Source organism: Pseudomonas sp. KU26590 (assembly GCF_026153515.1).
GTDB lineage: Bacteria > Pseudomonadota > Gammaproteobacteria > Pseudomonadales > Pseudomonadaceae > Aquipseudomonas.
This window is the reverse complement of sequence record NZ_CP110644.1, coordinates 5,824,117-5,844,033: the sequence shown is the minus strand read 5'-3', so window position 1 is coordinate 5,844,033 and position 19,917 is coordinate 5,824,117. Positions and strand designations below refer to the sequence as shown.

Sequence of the window (19,917 nt, the reverse complement as noted above, 5' to 3'; positions counted from 1 at the left end):
GATGGCCGAACAGGCTACTCAGGAAACACGCATCGGTCAGAACACGGAAGTCACCCTGCATTTCGCCCTGCACCTGGAAAATGGCGACACCGTCGACAGTACGTTCGACAAGGCCCCGGCGACCTTCAAGGTCGGCGATGGCAGTCTGCTGCCGGGCTTTGAAGCACTGATCTTCGGCTTCAAGGCCGGGGACAAGCGCACGCTTCAGGTGCCGCCGGAAAACGCTTTCGGTCAGCCGAACCCGCAAAACCTGCAGATCATGCCGCGCTCGCAGTTCCAGAACATGGAGCTGTCCGAAGGGCTGCTGGTGATCTTCAACGATGCGGCGAATACCGAGCTGCCTGGCGTGGTGAAAGCGATGGACGATGATCAGGTCACCGTCGATTTCAACCATCCGCTGGCGGGCAAGACGTTGACCTTCGAAGTGGAAATTTTCGAGGTGAAGGCACTCTGAGCATCGCCAGAGCGCTTGGCCCCGGCACTGTTCGGGGCCTTTTCGTTTATATGTTTCATTGCGCGTAGACACGAGGCACATCATGCAAATCAAACTCGCCAACCCACGTGGCTTCTGCGCCGGGGTGGACCGTGCGATCGAAATCGTCAATCGCGCGCTGGAAGTGTTTGGCCCGCCGATCTACGTGCGCCATGAAGTGGTTCACAACAAATTCGTCGTCGAAGACCTGCGCAGCCGTGGCGCGATCTTCGTCGAAGAGCTGGAGCAGGTGCCGGACGACGTCATCGTGATCTTCAGTGCCCACGGCGTATCGCAGGCGGTGCGCACCGAGGCGGCAGGTCGCGGTTTGAAGGTGTTCGACGCCACGTGTCCGCTGGTGACCAAAGTGCATATCGAAGTGGCGCGCTACAGCCGTGACGGTCGCGAGTGCATCCTGATCGGTCACGCCGGTCACCCTGAAGTCGAGGGCACCATGGGTCAGTACGACGCCAGCAACGGTGGCGCGATCTATCTGGTCGAAGACGAAACAGACGTCGCCAATCTCCAGGTAAGCAATCCCGAGAACCTGGCTTTCGTGACCCAGACGACGCTGTCGATGGACGACACCAGCCGTGTGATCGACGCCCTGCGCACACGATTCCCGGCCATTGGTGGCCCGCGCAAGGACGACATCTGTTACGCCACGCAAAACCGGCAGGATGCGGTCAAGGTCTTGGCTGACGAGTGTGACGTGGTGCTGGTGGTCGGCAGCCCAAACAGCTCCAACTCCAATCGCCTGCGTGAACTGGCTGAACGCATGTCGACCCCGGCCTATCTGATCGACGGCGCCGAAGACATGCAGCGCAGCTGGTTCAACGGCGTTGGACGCATCGGCATCACCGCCGGCGCCTCGGCGCCTGAGGTCCTGGTACGTGGCGTGATTCAGCAGCTGCACGCCTGGGGTGCTACCGGCGAAGACGAGCTGGCCGGGCGCGAAGAAAACATCACCTTCTCGATGCCAAAGGAATTGCGCGTCAAGTCGCTGCTGTAATCCGCTCATACCTTAACCGCTTCATGCGCAGGGCTCGCCGCTGAATCCTTCGGATCGCAGCGTGACCCTGCCGGTCACCGCAATCGCCAACTGGTAGTGGCTGGCGGGTGAGTCTTTGAGGCAGACCGCCAGTGTCCCGTTGGCGTTGTTCAGCAGCCGCCCCGTGTTATCGAAACCTATGCGCGCAGCTACCTTGCTGTTGCCGACGACCCTGACATTTCGGTGGCTGGCGAACTCGGCCAGTGATAGCTCGCCCTCGTCCCTGAACTGGTTGCGGTTGCTGTCCACGAACACGTTCCAGCCTCGGCTCCAGTTATTTTCCAGCGCCTGCATCACCACCGGCTGACTGCGCAAAATCGCCTCGGTCCGGGCCATTCGCAGCCCGCTGGCGAGTTGCTGAGCCGTGTCCTGACGGCGTTGAGAATCGATCAGTTGCCCGAAGGCAGGGATCGCCAGCGTGGCGACGATGCCGACAATCACCAACCCTGCCAGTAGTTCTATCAGCGTCAATCCGTGCTGTTTCACGAGTGTCTTCCGTTGAGTGCGGCGCTCAAGCAAACACCCGCTCAGCCATGCTGACAACCGGGTCGATTGTCAGCCGGTATGTCCGCAAGCCGCCGTTACACATCCTCCGGGCAAACCGCCGCGCATCGTCTTCAATGGCGTCTGCATGGGAATGACCGAGGTGGGTGATGGGAGGGAAGGCGATGCAATCAGGGATGACATTGATCGAAGTGCTGGTCGCGTTGCTGATCTTCAGCGTCGGCATATTGAGCGTGGCGATGCTGCAGCTCAACGCCCTGAAATACACCGACAGCTCGATGCGCAGCATGCACGTCAGCTTCATCGCCCACGATCTTTTCGAGCGCATCCGCGCCAATCCGGGCAGCAGTTACGTGCTGGCTTCGCTGAGTCAGGCGCCGACATCCGGCAGTCTCGCCGTCCCTCGCCAGCAAGACCTGTACGACTTCGCCACGCAGTTGAAACGCGCAGCCGGTGAGGACGCCGAGGCATCGATTGCGGTAGCGGGATCGAGCGTGACCCTCACATTGACGTGGGACGATTCCCGTGCCAGCCAGGAGGCCGCGCAGAAGCAAACGCTCACGCTGACCGCCGATGTCTCTGCCGAGCGGGGCGCACGGCCATGAACGCATCGGTGAAAGGCTTTGGCCTCGTCGAGGTTTTGTTGGCGCTGGTGCTGGGATTGGTGATGTCGCTGGCCTTGGCGCAGATATTCATCAGCTCAAAGAGCAGCTATGCCAGTCAGACATCGTCCGCCAGCCTGCAGGAAGACGCGCGATTCGTCCTCAGCAAAATGGTCCAGGAAGTGCGGCTGGTAGGTATGTTCGGCTGCTTGGGGAAGGTCGAGGACGCCACTGCCGGCAATGGCTTCTCCAAGGCGTTTGAAGAGCCAATCGCTTGGGACGCCCGTTCCGAGACACTGATCCTTGCGACGGCCGGAACCGGGGAGGGCGGAGGCTGGTCGACCTGGGTCATTCACACTGACTGCGTGTCCTCCGCCACCGCGTACACCAACGGCCGGGCGCCCCGACTTGCCCCCAATGAGACTGCGATGCCAGTGCACCGACAGGTCTATCGCTTTAATAAGGCGCGCAACGAACTGTCGCTGAACGGCCAGCCCCTCGTCAGCAACGTGCGCGCGTTCAGCGTGCTGTTCGGCGTCGCCAGCTCGACCCGCGAGCGCTCCATCGCGCGGTACGCCGCGACCGCCGATCCCTCGTTGATCCGCAGCGTGCGATTGACCCTGACCCTGTTCGACCCCGCAGACCGCGTGCAGGAACAGACCATTGATGTTGTCGCCGCCCTCCGTAATCGGCTGGGATGAGGGCAGGAACATGAATGCGCAACGTGGTGCGGTGTTGATCGTCAGCCTGGTGTTCCTGTTGCTGCTGACCCTATTGGCGACATCGTCGATGCAGAACGCCACGCTCCAGGAAAAAGTGGCCGGCACCCTCAAGCTGCGCGATGCATCTTTTCAGTCCGCCGAGACAGCGCTGCGCATTGCTGAAGCGAAAATCGTGGCGCCGGGTTTTTCGTTGCCGGCTTGTTTGTCGCCAGCGAAATGTTTGCCACCGCCTGAAGCGCTGACCCTTTCCAGCAGCGGAACGGGCGGGGCCTCGGGTGTGGATTGGGTCGCGACGCGAGGCGGTTATTACGGCATTCAGCATGTCGGCCAAACCGATCAACCCGCCAGTGGCGCAGACGGTCAACTCTGGACCTTGTACCGCGTGACGGCCATTGGCATCGCGGGCAACTCACGCACCGTGCTCGAAAGCGTTCATACGCAGGAGCGTCGCTTGATGTGGCGGCAGCGGCAATGAACAGACCAACCGCAGGCTTCACACTGATCGAGCTGCTGATTGCCATCGCCATCGTCGCTATTCTCGCCGCCGTCGCGTACCCGCAATACAGCGAATACACCCGGAAAACCCGCCGCTCCGAGATCGCTGGTGTGCTGGTTGAAGAGGCGCAGAAGCTTGAGCGGTTTCATTCGCGGGCAGGGCAATACTCGGACGTCAGCGGGCCGCCGGCATTTAGTCATGAGGTGTCGGTCGGGAATGGGTTTTATCGGATAGGGGCTGAGCGCAAGGAGCGGACGTTCAGGTTGACCGCGTCACCGATTGGCGAGGGGATGATGGGAGGCGATGCGTGTGGGAGTTTTGTGCTGGAAAACACTGGCAGACGCGACAATCTCGGGATGTCGGGGGCTGCCAGTGTGTCGGGGTGTTGGGGGCGCTGAAATGAGTTATGTGGCCTATGGCGACGCATGTCAGGGCGTTCGTCCGTCGAAAACAGCCACACATCTCCCCGACAAATATTGAAACAACCGGTTGCTATATAGTTTCTCCATTAAGGAGAGATTAAATGCCCAAACGGTGTCGGGGTTTTACGCTGATTGAGTTACTGGTGACCATCACGCTGGTCGGGATTCTTGCCGCGATCGCCATTCCAAGTTTCAGCTCTGCCATCCAGAACACCAAGGCCGATACCGAGGTAAGCGACTTTCAGCGTTTCCTTAATTACGCCCGCCAACAGGCCATAAACAGTGGCACTGTCATCCGTGTCACACCATCGGTGGCGGGCACTGCCTGGAATACTCAGCTGAGTGCTATTGATCCTGCGGCAACGGCGCCGATTCCCATTCTGCGAGTTTTGCCAGCGATGGACTCTGCATCAGTGCTTACAGTGAGCGGAAATCCTACTGCGATTGACTTCAACAACCTGGGCGGTTTGGCCGCCCCGGTACCGACGGCGGCCGCTGCCGTCAGCGTTACCTACACACGCGGTACCATTAGCCGAGTGATTAATATATGCCTCAGCGGCCGTATTGTTCTGGGCGGTTGCTGATGAACGCGAAGATGAATTCCAGGCAACAAGGCACAACGCTCATTGAGGTGTTGGTTTCCCTGCTTGTGCTGGCGATTGGGCTTCTGGGCGCGGCGGCACTCCAGTTGAATGCGCTGAAATACACTGACAGTTCAAGGCTCAGCAGTCAGGCCAGCTTTGTGGCGTATGACATGATGGACCGCATACGTGCCAATCCTGACGCGGACTATCGGCTGGCTTCCCTGGCGGCAGCCCCCCCTGCTGGCGATGTGAACGTTCCACGCACGCAAGATCTTTATGATTTCAAGACCAACATCCAGAGCTTTGACCTCGCCACAGGCGATGGGAGCATTGTTGTCGAGAAGCGTGCGGTCACCATTACCGTGACCTGGAGCGATGCCCGCGCAGCCAATACGGCAAACTTCCTGCAAACCTTCACTTTGAAGAGTCGTGTGGCGATAGACGCGAAGGTGACGCAATGAAGCACCGCGCCAGAGGCTTCGGCCTGATCGAGATCATGATCTCGCTGCTATTGGGTCTGCTTATAGTGGCGGGCGTTATTCAGATTTTCATTTCAGCCAAGAACACCTATCTGTCGCAGAACGCCTCGGCGGTCATGCAAGAAGATGCTCGTTTCATTCTCACTAAAATGGCTCAGGAGATACGCATGGTGGGGATGTTCGGCTGTCTGGCGACGGTCAAAGACTCAAGCACCAACAGTGATTTTGCCGCGGCGCAAATGACGCCAGTCCGGTGGGACAACGCAGCTTCAAAATTGACGCTGGTGACAGCCGATGTGGGAAACAACGGCGGTATTCCGACCTGGACCGTTGTCTCCGACTGCAAATCCGGATCGACTGCGACAACCGGAGCGGCTACGCCCGCCATCAATCAGATAGCGTTTCCGATACGTCAGCTCATTTACCAGTTTTCGAATAATCAAATACTGCTAGGCGGCGCTGCAATTGTCAGCAACGTGAACAAATTTACGGTCATGTTCGGCACTGCCAATACGGCCTCGGACACAACCGTTACGGGGTACACCGCGACGCCCGCCAGCACGAATCTGATACGCAGCGTGCGGCTGACCCTGGAGATGAAAGACCCAACCGGTCGAGTGCAAAGCCAGACGTTCAGCGTTCTCACCGCTTTACGTAACCGTCTCTATTAGGTATGGCGATCGTGAACGCAGCTAAATATAAAACAGTTCAACACACCCGGCCCCGCGAGCGTGGCATGGCGCTGATTGTCAGTCTGGTGTTTCTCCTGCTGCTGACGTTAATCGGGATTTCGTCAATGCAGAACGCGACGCTTCAGGAAAAGATGTCGGGCAGCGTCAAGTTTCGCAACGAGTCCTTCCAGCTCGCAGAGGCGGCTGTGCGGATCGGGGAGTCTGTGGTTCAGGGTAACAATTACAAACTGGCGACCTGCACTAAGTGTGCACCACCTTCTGATGCCGCCACTGTTTCGGCAGCGGCTGCCAACACGTCCACGGGAGTCAGTTGGACGGCAGTGGATGGCGGTTTTTGGGCAGTGCAGAAAATTGCGACAACGAAGGACCCGGTCAACCTCAATCTGGTCGGGTGGGATGAAAGTAAGTCGTGGACGCTGTATCGCATCACAGGCGTCGGCATCTCTGGTAACTCGCGCACTGTAGTGGAAAGCATCTATGCCAAACGTTGAGTGGTATCGCAGAGCAAGGCTTTATCTGGGCAGGCTTTTGATGGGTGTATTGCTCGGCCTTTATGGCTCGGCCACTGCCTTCGCGGCGTTTGTGCCGTCTGACTCCCCCTTGTTAACCGTAGGGTCGGTGACGCCCAACGTCATGCTGTTGGTCGATGACTCCGGGAGTATGAACAGCATCATTTGGGCCTCAGGGTTCGATCCCAATGCGAACCCGGTGCAAGTGTACAGCTGCAATTCGGATTTCAACTGCAATAACGTCACTTCCCTGGATATGACAGACACCAATTTTTTTGTGGGAAACCTGCGTGCCGGCGGCTGCGATAATGGGTATGACGGCTTCTACAAGTTCACCACACGTACCCTCGTCTGTCTAAAGCTCCCCGACCCTGTCGGTAACGGTAATACTCGTTACACCACTGCTTACATTAGCTACTTGCTTTACGGTACGTCGTTGACCAAAAAAGACTACACCGACGGGTCTGTGCCTAACGATTACCGGATCAACGTCGCCCGTACAGCGTCTGCGGCATTGGTGGCCAGCAATCGAAATCTGCGAATAGGCCTGGCTACCTTCAACCCACCAACGAGCCGAGACTCTGGGCCGGGCGGTAACATTGCAAGAGCGATCAGCGATCTAACCCAGACGACTTCTACAACCACTGCGCAAGCCAATACAAACTACAACTCGCTGATCTCGTCCATCAATGGCCTCGCGGCAATCGCCAACACGCCATTGGCTAAAACGTATTACGAAGTGACGCGCTATTTCCGCGGAATGGCGCCTTACTACAACTCCACGCCGACGACCTACACCAGCCCTATCCAGTACCGTTGCCAGCGCAACTATGGCGTGGTGATAACCGATGGTCTGCCGACCTACGACCGGACATTTCCAACCAACGACCCTTTGGGCGGTGCAAACTTGCCTAACTGGGACGGCAAAAATAACGACGGTGACAACCTCAATGGCGATGGTGAGGGTGACACGCTGTATCTGGACGATATGGCGAAATTTGCCTACGACATCGACATGCGAACGGGCGGCACCGATGCTGCGGGGAAAAGCTGGGACGCCACCGACTTCCCCACGCAGAACATGTTCACCTATACCGTGGGGTTCACAGCAGCTAATGCGATGCTCTCCGACGCTGCCGCTTATGGCAAAGGCACTTACTATCAAGCGACGGATAGCGCCGGCCTGAACGCTGCGTTATCTGCTGCTCTTAACGACATCACCTCCCGCGCGGGGACCGGGGGAGGGGCGGCGTCCAACTCGTCGTCACTGTCGAGCACTTCTGTGTTTTTCCAGACGCAGTACGACCCAACTGACTGGCGCGGTACGATCAAGGCTTTGGCGATTGCGGCGGATGGAAGCGTCAACACCTCATCGCCTATCTGGTCTACGGACGACCAGATCATTCCCGGCATAACCCCTACTTATGAGTCCTGGAACACGCTGACCAATAGCGTTATCGCTTTAACGTATGCCAGCTTCTCACCACAGCAGCAGGTCGCTCTTAACGCCAGCCTGCCCGTAGGGGTTTCCGGCGCAGATTTGGTGCAGTGGACTAAAGGGACGAACAAGACAGGTCTGAAAACAAGGACCGTGCTGCTAGGTGATGTGATTAATTCACCGTTGGCCTACGCGTCACCTACAGACAACCCCGCGTCAGACCCTGTTGCCGACAATAGCTACTCCACCTACGTGGACATTAAATCCAACTCGATGAGCCCCCGCCTGGTGGTGAATGCCAACGATGGACTGGTAAACGTGATTGATCCGTCAACGGGCAAGAGGCTTTATGCGTATATGCCGTCCACCGTTTTGGCGAACCTGCATTACGTTGCCGACCCAAGCTACATCAATGGGGTTTCACACAAATTCCTGGTGGATGGGCAAATCTCGATTGTAGATGTCCAGTACGCATCGTCGTGGAAGACGCTCGCCATTGGTGGTACTGGGGCGGGGGGCAAGGGTTTTTACGCGTTGCAAATGTTCAATGCCGGTGCCTCGAATACCGTGAAAGCCTTGTGGGACATAAGCAGTGTCACCGCAGGCTTTGGCAATATGGGCTACGCCTACGCCAAGCCGGAAGTGGCTCAATTGCCCGATGGCCGATGGGCAGCGTTCATTTCGAACGGCTACGGCAGCACCAACGGCGTGGCGTCGTTATTCGTTGTGGATGTCAGCACTGGGGCACTCATCAAAGAAATACCAGTTGATACGTCAGGCAACAACGGGTTGTCCTCCGTCAAATTACGCGTCAACGCTGCAAGTGTTGTTCAGTACGCGTATGGCGGTGATTTGAAGGGGCAAATGTGGAAGTTCGACTTCACATCACAGGCCGCGCCCACGGGTAAAGTTGGGCTGGGCGGCAGTCCTTTATTTACGGCTTCCGGGGGAGCGAATCAGCCGATTACCGCTCAGCCAGTCGTGGGTAACAACCCGAACGGCGGCAAGATGGTTTACTTTGGTACCGGTAAATTAATGGAAGCGTCGGACAAAACCATGACAGCGACTCAGGCGTTCTATGCGGTCTGGGACAACGATGGGACGAGTGCCAACTACCACGAGAGCGACCTAGTGGCGCAAGCCATTAATGGCACGTACAACGCATCCTCAGTACAGTTTTTTACAACCACCCAGAACGACGTAAATTACGCCGCCAAGAAAGGTTTCTACCTCCCGCTGATCTACAACAACATCGCGACGGGTGAGCGGGTTATCTACGCCGCCAACCTCGGCTTCGGTAGGGTTCGATTCGCCACTGCAATTGTCGACACTACGGATCCTTGCTCCAGTTCGGGGTCCAGTAGGTTCGTGGATCTAGATGCTTTGAATGGGAGGATGCTCAGCTATCCCGTGCTGGATACGAACGGGGACGGACAGATAAACAGTTCTGACTCCAATTCAAGCGGCTTCCTGGTGAGCGGCGGCGTTCTAAATCCGGGTGTTGTGCTGGATAAAGATAACGGTAATCAAGAGTTTGTTAGTAACTCTAATACGTTCAACGAGGCGGGCGGCCCGTCAAACCGACGTATCATGTGGCGACAGATCAGATGAGGAAAGAAAAAATAATGGGCAGTAAAGCGAAGGGATTCACCCTTATAGAACTGATGATCGTCGTGGCGATTGTGGGTATTCTCGCTGCGATCGCGTACCCCAGTTACACCGAATATGTGAGGCGCACTCACCGTACCGAGATTGCCGGGTTGCTCATGGAGCAGAGCCAGATTCTGGAACGCGCTTTTACCAAAACCGGCAGTTATCTGAACGTGCCAGTCCTTGGCAATGCTTGGTACAACGTTGCCTATGTATCTTCGACGCCTGCTGGTATGGATTTCACGCTGACCGCAACACCCGCTCCCGGCTCCATGATGAATGGCGACAAGTGCGGCAATTTCCAGATCACCAATACTGGCTTGCGGACTAACTCCACCGGGCTGTCGAACAAAGACTGTTGGGGCCGTTGAATCCATGCAGATGAAAAAGTCGTGGCCGTTGTGCTAAATCAAGACATAGTCATTATCGGCGGCGGCGTCATCGGTCTCCTGACCGCCTTCAACCTCGCCCCCAAAGTCCGAAGCGTGACGCTGCTCGACCGCTCGGAAGTCGGCCAGGAATCCTCGTGGGCCGGCGGCGGCATCGTGTCGCCGCTCTACCCGTGGCGCTACAGTCCTGCCGTCACTGCACTCTCACACTGGTCGCAGGATTTTTATCCACAGCTCGCCGAACGCTTGCTGGCATTGACCAGCATCGATCCGCAGGTGCACAAGACCGGCCTTTACTGGCTGGACCTCGACGACGAAGCAGAGGCGCTCGAATGGGCAGCGCGTATGAATCGTCCGCTGACATCGGTGGATATTTCTGCGGTGTACGACGCCGTCCCCGTCATGGGCGGTGGCTACTCACGTGCAGTGCACATGGCCGACGTCGCCAACGTGCGCAACCCGCGTCTGGTCAAGTCGCTCAAGGCGGCACTGCTGGCGCTGCCGAACGTGGTGATTCGTGAGCACTCCCAGGTCATCGACTTCGTGCGTGAAGGTGATCGCATAGTGGGTGTCACGACGGAAGAGGGCGATGTGCTCGGCGACAGCGTGGTGCTGGCGGCAGGTGCATGGAGCGGCGACTTGCTCGGCAAGCTGGGGCTGGCGTTGCCCGTTGAGCCGGTCAAAGGTCAGATGATTCTCTACAAATGTGCCGCCGACTTTCTGCCGAGCATGATCCTCGCCAAGGGCCGTTACGCGATTCCCCGTCGTGACGGGCATATCCTCATTGGCAGTACGCTCGAACACGAAGGGTTTGATAAGACACCCACCGAAAATGCCCTGGAAAGCCTGAAAGCCTCGGCGATCGAACTGATCCCCGCATTGGCGGATGCACAGGTGGTCGGGCACTGGGCAGGGTTGCGGCCGGGCTCGCCTGACGGCATTCCTTTCATCGGGCCGGTACCGAATCAACCAGGCTTGTGGCTGAACTGCGGGCACTACCGCAACGGCCTGGTGCTGGCGCCAGCTTCGTGTCAGTTGTTGACGGATTTGCTGGTAGGAGAAACGCCGATCATTGATGAGACGCCTTATGCGCCGGAAGGAAGACTGAAGCCCTGAGCCTTCATCTCTTTCGCCAGTAAGCCTCGAAGTGTTTCGGTACTCGCAAGTAAACCTGCGAGTACCGCGTCATCAGCGTCACGGTTATTTATCAAAACGAAAAGACGCGCCATATGCCGAGTCCGGCAAACGGCTGCCGCCATCCCCCTGTAGCCTTGAACGCAAGGTTCCGCGCTGCGGTTGTGTGCGATACAGCCCACGTTTCTGCAAGGCGGGCACCACCCACTCGACGAAATCTTCCAAACTGCCGGGACTGATCAGCGGATTGATCATGTAGCCACTGGTGCCGCTGATCCGGGCGTGCTCCTCAATGCGCTGCGCCACTTGTTCCGGCGTGCCCACCAGAATCAGGTCAGTGCCTCGGGTGACGTTGGCAAAGCGCTGTCTGACGTCGCCAGCGGTGAGCGGCTTGCCGCTGCCGTCCGGGCGCATCACATAAGAGGTCATGCCTTCGGTGTGGGTAGACAGCGGCTCGTTATCGCTATAACGGCTGAGGTCGATACCGGTGTCGCCCGCATAGCTGACCAACTGAGCCTGGGCGTTGTAGTTACTTTGCAATTTCTCGTATTTTTGCTGGGCCTCTATCTCTGTTTTAGCGGTGACGATGCGCAGCACTGTCAGGGCTTTGACATCATCCGCTGCGCGGCCACGAGCCCGGGCTTGAGCCCAGATATCTTCCAGCCCCTGGCGAATCTCGTGAGGGTTCGACTTGGCGGTGAAAATCATCTCGGCATGCTTGGCGGCAAACTGGCGGCCTCGGCCTGACCAGCCGGCCTGGATCAGCAGGGGTGTGCGCTGTGGTGACGGCGCCGTGAGGTGCGGACCCGCAACCCGGTAGTGATCGCCTGAATGATTGATCGGACGGATGCGCTCGCCACGGGCATAGAGCGCGACAGATTTGTCGGCCACTACCGCGTCATCAGCCCAGCTGCCCTCCCAAAGTTTGTAGACCACATCGAGAAATTCCTCGGCCCGCTCATAGCGGTCATCGTGCTTGATCATCTCCTCAAGCCCGAAGTTACGCGCGGCGCTGTTCAGGTAGGAGGTGACGATATTCCAGCCGATACGGCCGTCAGTGAGGTGGTCAAGCGTGCTGAAGCGCCGGGCATGGCTGAACGGATGTTCGTAGCTGGTGCTTACCGTCACGCCGAACGCGAGGTTCTCAGTCACCGCCGCCAGCGCCGGAATAATCATCAACGGGTCATTGGCGGGCGCTTCAACTGCCCACTTCATGGCGGCATCAGCGTTGCCGCCGTACACGTCGTAAAAACCCAGCACATCACCAAAGAACATCATGTCCAGATGCGCCTGATCGGCAATTCGAGCCTGGTTTGACCAGAAGCGTAACGAGTTCATGGTCAGACGCTCGTCTGCCGGGTGAGTCCAGAGGCTGGGGGCGCCACCGCAGCCCACGCTGGCTTGCTCATACAGGGCGAACAACAGAGGTTTTGGATCGGACATGGGATTTCCTGCCAAAAGGGTGAAGCGCTGGCTATCAGCGCTGATTCGTGAAGCCTTTGCCGTAGTGGCGCTCCAATCGGAGTTGGATCAGCTCAAGCCCGATGGACATCAGCCAGTAGAGCACCGCTGCGGTGGTCAACATCTCAATGTAGCGATACGAAGAGCGGCCATAGGACTGCGCGAGAAACATCACCTCCCAAACCCCCATGACCGACACCAGCGATGAGTCCTTGAGCATGGAAATGAACTGGCTGGTGGCGGGTGGGATGATGGTGCGCATGGCTTGGGGCAACACAATCTGAATGAACGTTGTCATGGGTTTGAGGCCCAGTACGGCGGCAGCTTCACGTTGGCCCGGCGCCACGGAGAGAATCCCGGCGCGAAAGATTTCGCTCAGGTAGGCGCCGTAGTTGAGTGACAAGGCGATGATCCCGGCGCTGATAGCGCCAGGCACCACGCCCAGTTGTGGCAGCCCCAGATAGATCAGCAGTATCTGGATCAGCAGAGGCGTGCCCCGAAAGAACGACGCGTAGAAGCTGGCGATACCAAACGCCACGGCGCTGCGCGACAGCCGCGCCAACGCCGTGACGAAACCCAGGATCAACGATAACCAGATCGAACAGAAGCACAGGAACAGCGTCAACGCCGCCCCCTGCAGAAAGCCGTTCGGGCCCAGGTGCACGCCGACCAAGTTGGGAAGCTTGTCCAGAATGATCGAGAACTTCAGGTCGAAGCTCAGGAAAAACTGCACGCACGCCCCCAGCAGCACCAGCCAGGTCAGATAAACGCGTGTGCGAAAGCCCAGGCGCGTGCGTACCCTGCCGAGCAGCGTTTCAGGTGCGCCTGCAGTTGGCGCCGGTCGTGGTTCAAAGGCACTCATTGGGTAATGTCTGAGCCGATCCACTTTTGCGAAATCTTGCTCAACGTGCCGTCAGCCTTGAGCTGGGCGATGACCTCGGTCACTTTGGTTCGCCACTCGGGGTCGCCTTTTTCGATCGCGACGACGTTGGGCTCGGCATACAGCGGCTCACCGACGACCTTGAAGCGCGGGTCTTGGGCGATGCGTTGGTTCGCCGTAATCAAATTGGTGACCATGGCGTCCAGACGTACGCCAGTGCCCAGCGCCAAGTCTTGGAAAGCCACCTGCTCATTGTCGTAGGGGGCAACTTGAACGTTGCTGAAAGGGTACGTGATGGGCTTGTCTTCAGCCCCTTCGATCACAAGGTCTTTGTTCAGGTAGGCCTCATAGGTCGAGGCGCTGATAACGCCGACTTTCTTGCCAGACAAGTCTTTACCAGTGCTGATGCTCTGGTCCTTGGCGTTGACAACGACCACCGCGGGCGACTGGTAGTAGGTCGCCGGGAAGTCAAAGACTTCAGCACGTGCCTTGCTGGGCGTCATCGAGCAGATGCAGATGTCAAAGCGACCGCTCCAATGACCGGCGGCGATCACGTCCCATGAGGGCGTCTCAAGCTTGAGTTTGACGCCAAGACGCTCGGCCACAGCCTTGGCGACATCCACATCGAATCCATCCAGCTGGTTCTGATCATTCAGAAACGAAAAGGGCGGATAACTTTCCATCAGGACTTCGGTCAATTCGCCTGTTTTCGTCACGCGATCCAAGGTTGAACCGGCAAATGCCGTCGAGCAGGCGACAAGCAAAGCAGCGCCAATAACAAAGTGAGATTTCTGTTTCAAGGACACGCTCCAACGCGGCAATTTGGGCCGAATTTAACCGCACTGGGGAGGGGTGTGGGTACGAGGTTTTTCGACTAGAAAGCTAACTTTTTGGCATATCAGGTCGCGGTTTAATAGCCTTTAGCAGATAAGCGCGGTCGCAGATCTTCACGCATGGAGGGGTCTCAACCCCATCACTCCAACCCCAATTTCTTCAACCGATAACGCATCGACCTGAACGTCAAATTCAGGCGTTGCGCCGCTGCCGTTCGATTCCAGCGGGTTTCCTCCAGCGCTTGCAGAATCAGTTTGCGCTCGATGCTTTCCAGGTAGTCTTCCAGATTATCGATGTCGGCCAGGCTTGGACCGTCCTGCTCGGTAGACCGTGACGGCTCGGCCAATCGCAGGTCTGCGGTGTTGATCTGATCGTCTTCGCACAACGTGTACGCCCGTTCGAGCATGTTTTCCAGCTCGCGCACGTTGCCGGGGAAGCGATATCCCTTGAGCGCGGCCAGCGCGAGCGGCGGGAGGAGGGTTGCAGGTTCGCCGGCGGCCTCGGTCAGGCGGCGCAGCACGCTGTTGGCGATCTCTTCGATATCCTCGCGGCGCTCGCGCAGGGGCGGAACGCGCAGTTCGATGACGTTCAGCCGGTAATACAAGTCTTGCCGAAAGCGCCCGGCGTCCACTTCTTGATTGAGGTCCTTGTGGGTCGCGCACAGCACGCGAACGTCCACGATTTGCTCCTGCTGGCCGCCGATGGCGCGGACGGATTTTTCCTGGATCGCGCGGAGCAATTTCACCTGCATCGCCAGCGGCAGGTCAGCCACTTCATCGAGAAACAGCGTCCCGCCATTGGCGACCTGAAACAGCCCGGGCTTGTCTTCGTGGGCGCCGGTGAAACTGCCTTTGCGATGGCCGAAGAATTCGCTCTCCATGAGCTCTGACGGGATCGCGCCACAGTTGACTGGCACGAACGGTTGATCGGCGCGCGGGCCTTGCTCATGAATCAATCGGGCCACCAGCTCCTTGCCACTGCCCGACTCGCCGCTGATGTAAATCGGTGCCTGGCTGCGCGCCAGTTTGGCGATCTGCTTGCGCAGCGATTGCATCGGTGGAGAGCTGCCAAGCAGGCGGTGGTCGATGCGGTTTTGCTCGGCAGGCGTGAGGCGCAGGCGCAAGGCGCTGGAGACCAACTCACGCAAGCGCGTCAAGTCGACCGGCTTGGTGAGGAAGTCAAACGCGCCGGCTTTCAGTGCATGGATTGCCGTATCGAGGCTGCCGTGGGCGGTGATCATCGCCACCGGCACCTGGTTGTGGCGCTTCTGTATGTGTTGCACCAGCTCCAGGCCATTGCCATCGGGCAGGCGCATGTCGGTCAGGCACAGGTCAAACGCCTCGCGCGCCAGCCACTCCTGCGCTTCCTTCACATTGCGCGCGCTGCGGGTGTCCAGTTTCATCCGTCCGAGCGTGATTTCCAGCAACTCACGAATGTCCGGCTCATCGTCGACGATCAGGATCTTTTGCCGTTGGCTCATGTTCAGCTCAGCTTGAACGGATGGGCGAAGGTTATTCGCATGCAGCTACCGCCACCTTCCCGTGGTGTGTAATTGAGGCTCGCCTGATTGCTTTCGCACAGTTCGCGCGACAGGTACAGGCCCAAGCCGGTTCCTTTGCTTTCGGTGGTGAAAAAAGGTTCGAAGATCTTGGCGAGGTGCTCATCGGCAACCCCCGGGCCGTCGTCGAGAACCTCCAGTGTAGGCAGTTCGCTGAACGGGGCTTGAAACAACCTTAGCCAGACTTGCGCCTGTTCGTGCAGTTGGCCGCTGTAGCGCAAACCGTTTTGCACCAGATTGCTCATCACCTGCTGCAGTTGTTCGGCGTCCATCTGCGTGGAGAGCACGCCCGGAAGGATGTCCAGATGCACGCGTTGACCGGCCTGCAGCTCATCGCCAAGGTTACGGACGAACGCCTCGAGCCACTGCTTGAGATCGAGCAGCTGGGGTTCGGTCTGACGTCGACGAGACAACTGCAGAACGTTCTCGATCACCAGATTCATCCGCCGCGATTGATCGTGAATGATCTGATTGAGACGCCGGTCCGGCGCGGTCAGTTCCTCGGATTCCAGCAGCAGTTGTGCGGCATGACTGATGGCGCCCAGCGGGTTGCGGATCTCGTGGGCGATACCGGCGGTCAGTCTGCCCAGCGCGGCGAGTTTAAGCTGTTGGGCCTGTTGCGAAATCTGTGAAAGGTCATCGAGAAACACCAGGGTGTGGCGATGGCTGCCGCGCGCCAGTGCGATGAAACCCGGGCGCAGCACCGGACCAATGGCCGAGGTCGTGATGCTGCGCGGCGCCATCGACGGGTTGGTCATCCACTGACCCAGGCGCTCGACCAGTTGCGGCGAGTAGGCGTCGACGATTTCGCCGAGCAGGCGCTCGTGGCCCAGCAGATTCAGCGCGCTCTGGTTGGCGAGCAACACTTTGTGATCCTCGTCGATCACCAGAATCCCCGTGCGCATGCGCTGCAGGATCAGAGCGTTGAGCTCTTCAAGGTTGTCGACATCGGCGGCGCGACGTTCGGCGATGTCTTCGCTGAGCTGAAGCCGCCGTGCGAGGGCCTGAACCAGCAGCGCTGCCGCGAAGCACAGGGCGCCGAGCGAGCCGGCCTGCACGAAATGATTGGCCGCAGAGGGCTTGTGATAGCTGATGTAGAACGTCAGGTAGATGATGCCGATGGCCGATAGCGCGGCAATCAGCAGTCCGGTCCGCTTGCGCAGTAGCACATTGCTGATCGCCACCGAGGCAATGATCAGGTTACCAATGCCGCTCGGTGCACCGCCCCCGGCGTAGAACAGGGCCGCTAGCATCAGCGTGTCAGCCATGGCCAGGGAGAACAGTTGCCCCTGGCGGCTCGGGCGCTCAAGCAGCACCACGACCAGGATGTTGAACACCAGATACAGCCAGCAGCCGATGCGGAACAGCTCGATATCAGCCAGCTCCAGCAATTCTGCATCCAGGCTGCTGGAGATCAGCAGCACCAACAGCACGCCGATGCTCAGACGATACAGGTGATACAGCCGCAGGATGCGTTGGGCCTGGGGCGTCGTCAGCGAAAGGCTGTCAGCGGTCACGTGCAGCGGGGCCCTGCAAACGGTGCGCTTCGGTGCAATACCATTGCTGGTCTTGGCTCAGCGCGCGATCGCGAGGGACATGCACGCCACATTGCGCGCAGCGCACCATGGGCGCGGCGTGGAGTTCCGGCGTTGCGGGTTTCGGGCGTGGGGCGGGGCCTTTCACCAGGCGTTTGAAAAACCAGATGGCCGCCACGATCAGGGCGATCCACATAATCAAGCGAATCATGTCTGTCAGCTTATGAAGTGAAGAGCGCGCAGTGTAGCCAAGCGGCTGTCGGGCGCACAGTCATCTCCATCGCCGAATGCTGTCGGAAAACGGTCAGGCATGAAAAAAGGCCCCGAAGGGCCTCTTTTAGCTGACATTTGGCGGGGACTGAATCAGTCGAACAGGCCAAAGGTCATGTAGCTGAAGATCGAGCGGCTTTTCGGCGTGCCGTCGTCATCACTGTTTTTCTTCTCTTCGTCAGCCGACTGGTTCTCAGGCAACAGGTCGGCAGGGATGGCTTCCTTGGCGTCCTGGTATTGCTTGATCACGTCCTGGTTGGCGCGGGTTTGTCCTGGCGGCAGCGGCGGACGGCTTTCGATCAGGCCCAGCGTCGCCTTGGACAGCCACGAGCGGTTGTCGGCTTCTGCCGTCCGCGCTTCGAACTTGCCGTCGACCAGTTGCGGGTGATCCGGGTAGTTGGTCTTCAGGACCTGCAGGCTGGTGTCAGCCAGGTCGTCCAGGTGCAGACGCTGATAAGCCTCGACCATGACCGCCAGGCCGTCACCGACCGATGGGGTTTCCTGGAAGTTTTCAACCACGTAGCGACCACGGTTGGCCGCTGCCACGTAGGCCTGACGGGTCAGGTAGTAGTCGGCAACGTGAATCTCGTAGGCCGCCAGCAGGTTGCGCAGGTAAATCATGCGCTGCTTGGCGTCGGGCGCGTAGCGGCTGTTCGGGTAGCGGCTGGTCAGCTGAGCGAACTCGTTATACGAATCGCGAGCAGCGCCCGGGTCACGCTTGGTCTGATCCAGCGGCAGGAAGCGGGCGATGATGCCGACGTCCTGGTCGAACGAGGTCAGGCCCTTGAGGTAATAGGCGTAGTCGACGTTCGGGTGCTGCGGGTGCAGACGAATGAAACGCTCGGCCGCCGACTTGGCAGCTTCGGGCTCGCCATTCTTGTAGTTGGCGTAGATCAGCTCGAGTTGCGCCTGGTCAGCATAGCGACCGAACGGATAACGCGACTCCAGCGCCTTGAGCTTCTCGGTGGCGCTGTTATAGCTGTTGTTGTCCAGATCGGCCTGCGCCTGCTGGTACAGCTCGACTTCACTGAGGTTTTCGTCGATGACTTCTTTCTTCGAAGAACAGGCAACAGTAAGTCCGAGGATGGCTATCAGCAGCAGGTGTTTCACTTGCATGGCGGCTTGCGTCCCTATAACGGCCTGCTGTCTTGCGCAGGACCGTCCTGTTATGATGGGCGCCCCGTGGAACCCCCGGGACAAAAGACGCCGTATTTAACCACAAGCGCACAGCCGAAACCAAAGGCCAGTGCCACCTCCTAGTTTGAGCATGTCTGAGATCATAGAACTCCGCGCAGAGGTGCCGTCCGAATTGGGCGGTCAACGCCTCGACCAAGTCGCCGCCCAACTATTCGCAGAGCACTCGCGCTCGCGCCTTTCCGCCTGGATCAAAGACGGTCGCCTGACTGTGGACGGAGGCGCTTTGCGCCCGCGTGACATCGTGCATGGCGGCGCCGTTCTGCTCCTCAAAGCCGAGCAAGAGGCCCAGGGCGAGTGGATCGCGCAGGACATCGAGCTCGATATCGTCTACGAAGACGACCAGATCCTGGTCATCAACAAACCGTCCGGTCTGGTGGTGCATCCGGCAGCCGGTCACGCCGATGGCACCCTGCTCAACGCCTTGCTGCACCATGTGCCGGACATCATCAATGTCCCGCGTGCTGGCATCGTGCACCGCCTGGACAAGGACACCACCGGCCTAATGGTGGTTGCCAAGACCATCCAGGCGCAGACGCAACTGGTCACCCAGCTGCAGAATCGCAGCGTCAGCCGCATCTATGAGTGCATCGTCATCGGCGTGGTGACTGCCGGCGGCAAGATCAACGCACCGATCGGTCGTCATGGTCAGCAGCGTCAGCGCATGGCGGTGATGGAAGGCGGCAAGCCTGCGGTCAGCCATTACCGGGTTCTGGAGCGTTTCCGTTCGCACACCCACGTGCGGGTCAAGCTGGAAACCGGGCGTACCCACCAGATTCGCGTGCACATGGCCCACATCAACTTCCCGCTGGTCGGCGATCCTGCCTACGGCGGGCGCTTCCGGATTCCACCTGCGGCCAACGTCAACATGGTCGAATCGCTGAAACATTTCCCGCGTCAGGCGCTGCATGCGCGTTTCCTTGAACTGGATCATCCGACGACCGGTCAGCGCATGAGCTGGGAATCGCCGCTGCCGGACGACTTTGTCTGGTTGCTGACTCTGCTCAAGCAAGACCGCGAAGCCTTTATCGGATGACTGAG

The 19,917-nt window shown here is 58.7% G+C and carries 22 protein-coding genes; 14 read left to right on the top strand and 8 right to left on the bottom strand.

Annotated elements, in window-relative coordinates; translation table 11 throughout:
* Position 1: 1 nt before the first annotated feature.
* Both fkpB and ispH read left to right on the top strand, forming a co-directional pair.
* Entirely contained in the window at positions 2–454 is a 453-nt protein-coding gene (gene fkpB, locus OKW98_RS25955; RefSeq protein ID WP_416148549.1) for an FKBP-type peptidyl-prolyl cis-trans isomerase, read from the top strand.
* 82 nt (positions 455–536) lie between these two features.
* Entirely contained in the window at positions 537–1,484 is a 948-nt protein-coding gene (gene ispH / locus OKW98_RS25950; RefSeq protein ID WP_265387253.1) for a 4-hydroxy-3-methylbut-2-enyl diphosphate reductase, read from the top strand.
* A gap of 21 nt (positions 1,485–1,505) precedes the next feature.
* Here ispH and OKW98_RS25945 read toward each other — a convergent pair whose 3' ends face one another.
* Positions 1,506–2,009 carry a GspH/FimT family pseudopilin gene (locus OKW98_RS25945; protein ID WP_265387252.1) on the bottom strand — a complete coding sequence of 168 codons (504 nt, stop codon included), beginning with the start codon at positions 2,007–2,009 and terminating at the stop codon, positions 1,506–1,508.
* Positions 2,010–2,203: 194 nt separating this feature from the next.
* Between OKW98_RS25945 and pilV (OKW98_RS25940) the strand changes: the two genes are divergently transcribed.
* From pilV (OKW98_RS25940) to thiO, 11 genes are all read left to right on the top strand, one after another.
* Entirely contained in the window at positions 2,204–2,632 is a 429-nt protein-coding gene (pilV, locus tag OKW98_RS25940; protein WP_265387251.1) for a type IV pilus modification protein PilV, read from the top strand.
* Positions 2,629–3,330 (top strand): pilus assembly protein PilW, encoded by a 702-nt coding sequence (locus OKW98_RS25935; RefSeq protein ID WP_265387249.1) that lies wholly within the window; start codon positions 2,629–2,631, stop codon positions 3,328–3,330. The genes pilV (OKW98_RS25940) and OKW98_RS25935 overlap by 4 nt, the downstream gene beginning before the upstream one ends.
* 10 nt (positions 3,331–3,340) lie before the next feature.
* Positions 3,341–3,826, top strand: a complete 486-nt coding sequence (locus OKW98_RS25930; RefSeq protein ID WP_265387248.1) for a pilus assembly PilX family protein — start codon at positions 3,341–3,343, stop codon at positions 3,824–3,826.
* Positions 3,823–4,245, top strand: a complete 423-nt coding sequence (locus OKW98_RS25925; protein WP_265387247.1) for a type IV pilin protein — start codon at positions 3,823–3,825, stop codon at positions 4,243–4,245. The genes OKW98_RS25930 and OKW98_RS25925 overlap by 4 nt, the downstream gene beginning before the upstream one ends.
* Before the next feature lie 125 nt (positions 4,246–4,370).
* A complete protein-coding gene (locus OKW98_RS25920) occupies positions 4,371–4,853 on the top strand; it encodes a GspH/FimT family pseudopilin (RefSeq protein ID WP_265387246.1) in 483 nt (160 codons plus the stop codon).
* Complete coding sequence (gene pilV, locus OKW98_RS25915) at positions 4,853–5,314, top strand: type IV pilus modification protein PilV (RefSeq protein ID WP_265387245.1); 462 nt, start codon at positions 4,853–4,855, stop codon at positions 5,312–5,314. The genes OKW98_RS25920 and pilV (OKW98_RS25915) overlap by 1 nt, the downstream gene beginning before the upstream one ends.
* Positions 5,311–6,003 (top strand): PilW family protein, encoded by a 693-nt coding sequence (locus OKW98_RS25910; protein ID WP_265387244.1) that lies wholly within the window; start codon positions 5,311–5,313, stop codon positions 6,001–6,003. Before pilV (OKW98_RS25915) ends, OKW98_RS25910 begins: the two co-directional genes overlap by 4 nt.
* 65 nt (positions 6,004–6,068) lie before the next feature.
* Positions 6,069–6,515 (top strand): pilus assembly PilX family protein, encoded by a 447-nt coding sequence (locus OKW98_RS25905; RefSeq protein WP_265387243.1) that lies wholly within the window; start codon positions 6,069–6,071, stop codon positions 6,513–6,515.
* A complete protein-coding gene (locus OKW98_RS25900) occupies positions 6,502–9,582 on the top strand; it encodes a pilus assembly protein (protein ID WP_265387242.1) in 3,081 nt (1,026 codons plus the stop codon). Before OKW98_RS25905 ends, OKW98_RS25900 begins: the two co-directional genes overlap by 14 nt.
* A 14-nt stretch (positions 9,583–9,596) precedes the next feature.
* Positions 9,597–9,992, top strand: a complete 396-nt coding sequence (locus tag OKW98_RS25895) for a type IV pilin protein (RefSeq protein WP_265387241.1) — start codon at positions 9,597–9,599, stop codon at positions 9,990–9,992.
* A gap of 30 nt (positions 9,993–10,022) precedes the next feature.
* Positions 10,023–11,126 carry a glycine oxidase ThiO gene (thiO, locus tag OKW98_RS25890; RefSeq protein ID WP_265389840.1) on the top strand — a complete coding sequence of 368 codons (1,104 nt, stop codon included), beginning with the start codon at positions 10,023–10,025 and terminating at the stop codon, positions 11,124–11,126.
* 84 nt (positions 11,127–11,210) lie between these two features.
* Here thiO and OKW98_RS25885 read toward each other — a convergent pair whose 3' ends face one another.
* The 7 genes from OKW98_RS25885 to OKW98_RS25855 form a co-directional block, all read right to left on the bottom strand.
* Positions 11,211–12,587, bottom strand: a complete 1,377-nt coding sequence (locus OKW98_RS25885; RefSeq protein WP_265387240.1) for an LLM class flavin-dependent oxidoreductase — start codon at positions 12,585–12,587, stop codon at positions 11,211–11,213.
* 34 nt (positions 12,588–12,621) lie between these two features.
* Positions 12,622–13,467, bottom strand: a complete 846-nt coding sequence (locus tag OKW98_RS25880; protein ID WP_265387239.1) for an amino acid ABC transporter permease — start codon at positions 13,465–13,467, stop codon at positions 12,622–12,624.
* Positions 13,464–14,168, bottom strand: a complete 705-nt coding sequence (locus tag OKW98_RS25875) for a transporter substrate-binding domain-containing protein (RefSeq protein WP_416148547.1) — start codon at positions 14,166–14,168, stop codon at positions 13,464–13,466. The genes OKW98_RS25880 and OKW98_RS25875 overlap by 4 nt, the downstream gene beginning before the upstream one ends.
* A gap of 290 nt (positions 14,169–14,458) precedes the next feature.
* Positions 14,459–15,799 (bottom strand): sigma-54-dependent transcriptional regulator, encoded by a 1,341-nt coding sequence (locus tag OKW98_RS25870; RefSeq protein ID WP_265387237.1) that lies wholly within the window; start codon positions 15,797–15,799, stop codon positions 14,459–14,461.
* A gap of 2 nt (positions 15,800–15,801) precedes the next feature.
* Complete coding sequence (locus OKW98_RS25865; protein ID WP_265387236.1) at positions 15,802–17,394, bottom strand: sensor histidine kinase; 1,593 nt, start codon at positions 17,392–17,394, stop codon at positions 15,802–15,804.
* The gene (locus OKW98_RS25860) at positions 17,384–17,623 is read right to left on the bottom strand and encodes a PP0621 family protein (protein WP_133774309.1); all 240 of its coding nucleotides are present in this window, start codon (positions 17,621–17,623) and stop codon (positions 17,384–17,386) included. The genes OKW98_RS25865 and OKW98_RS25860 overlap by 11 nt, the downstream gene beginning before the upstream one ends.
* A gap of 152 nt (positions 17,624–17,775) precedes the next feature.
* Positions 17,776–18,798: an outer membrane protein assembly factor BamD gene (locus OKW98_RS25855; protein WP_108118973.1), complete on the bottom strand. Its 1,023-nt coding sequence runs from the start codon at positions 18,796–18,798 to the stop codon at positions 17,776–17,778.
* A 151-nt stretch (positions 18,799–18,949) separates the two neighbouring features.
* On the opposite strand from OKW98_RS25855, the gene rluD reads away from it, so the two are divergent.
* Entirely contained in the window at positions 18,950–19,912 is a 963-nt protein-coding gene (gene rluD / locus OKW98_RS25850) for a 23S rRNA pseudouridine(1911/1915/1917) synthase RluD (protein ID WP_265387235.1), read from the top strand.
* Positions 19,913–19,917 lie beyond the last annotated feature (5 nt).

What these genes read in the sequence shown, in the direction of transcription:
- fkpB (WP_416148549.1), top strand. Translation starts at nt 2, where the DNA reads ATGGCCGAACAGGCTACTCAGGAAACACGCATCGGTCAGAACACGGAA.
- ispH (WP_265387253.1), top strand. Translation starts at nt 537, where the DNA reads ATGCAAATCAAACTCGCCAACCCACGTGGCTTCTGCGCCGGGGTGGAC.
- pilV (WP_265387251.1), top strand. Translation starts at nt 2,204, where the DNA reads ATGACATTGATCGAAGTGCTGGTCGCGTTGCTGATCTTCAGCGTCGGC.
- OKW98_RS25935 (WP_265387249.1), top strand. Translation starts at nt 2,629, where the DNA reads ATGAACGCATCGGTGAAAGGCTTTGGCCTCGTCGAGGTTTTGTTGGCG.
- OKW98_RS25930 (WP_265387248.1), top strand. Translation starts at nt 3,341, where the DNA reads ATGAATGCGCAACGTGGTGCGGTGTTGATCGTCAGCCTGGTGTTCCTG.
- OKW98_RS25925 (WP_265387247.1), top strand. Translation starts at nt 3,823, where the DNA reads ATGAACAGACCAACCGCAGGCTTCACACTGATCGAGCTGCTGATTGCC.
- OKW98_RS25920 (WP_265387246.1), top strand. Translation starts at nt 4,371, where the DNA reads ATGCCCAAACGGTGTCGGGGTTTTACGCTGATTGAGTTACTGGTGACC.
- pilV (WP_265387245.1), top strand. Translation starts at nt 4,853, where the DNA reads ATGAACGCGAAGATGAATTCCAGGCAACAAGGCACAACGCTCATTGAG.
- OKW98_RS25910 (WP_265387244.1), top strand. Translation starts at nt 5,311, where the DNA reads ATGAAGCACCGCGCCAGAGGCTTCGGCCTGATCGAGATCATGATCTCG.
- OKW98_RS25905 (WP_265387243.1), top strand. Translation starts at nt 6,069, where the DNA reads ATGGCGCTGATTGTCAGTCTGGTGTTTCTCCTGCTGCTGACGTTAATC.
- OKW98_RS25900 (WP_265387242.1), top strand. Translation starts at nt 6,502, where the DNA reads ATGCCAAACGTTGAGTGGTATCGCAGAGCAAGGCTTTATCTGGGCAGG.
- OKW98_RS25895 (WP_265387241.1), top strand. Translation starts at nt 9,597, where the DNA reads ATGGGCAGTAAAGCGAAGGGATTCACCCTTATAGAACTGATGATCGTC.
- OKW98_RS25885 (WP_265387240.1), bottom strand. Translation starts at nt 12,587, where the DNA reads ATGTCCGATCCAAAACCTCTGTTGTTCGCCCTGTATGAGCAAGCCAGC.
- OKW98_RS25880 (WP_265387239.1), bottom strand. Translation starts at nt 13,467, where the DNA reads ATGAGTGCCTTTGAACCACGACCGGCGCCAACTGCAGGCGCACCTGAA.
- OKW98_RS25875 (WP_416148547.1), bottom strand. Translation starts at nt 14,168, where the DNA reads ATGGAAAGTTATCCGCCCTTTTCGTTTCTGAATGATCAGAACCAGCTG.
- OKW98_RS25870 (WP_265387237.1), bottom strand. Translation starts at nt 15,799, where the DNA reads ATGAGCCAACGGCAAAAGATCCTGATCGTCGACGATGAGCCGGACATT.
- OKW98_RS25860 (WP_133774309.1), bottom strand. Translation starts at nt 17,623, where the DNA reads ATGATTCGCTTGATTATGTGGATCGCCCTGATCGTGGCGGCCATCTGG.
- OKW98_RS25855 (WP_108118973.1), bottom strand. Translation starts at nt 18,798, where the DNA reads ATGCAAGTGAAACACCTGCTGCTGATAGCCATCCTCGGACTTACTGTT.
- rluD (WP_265387235.1), top strand. Translation starts at nt 18,950, where the DNA reads ATGTCTGAGATCATAGAACTCCGCGCAGAGGTGCCGTCCGAATTGGGC.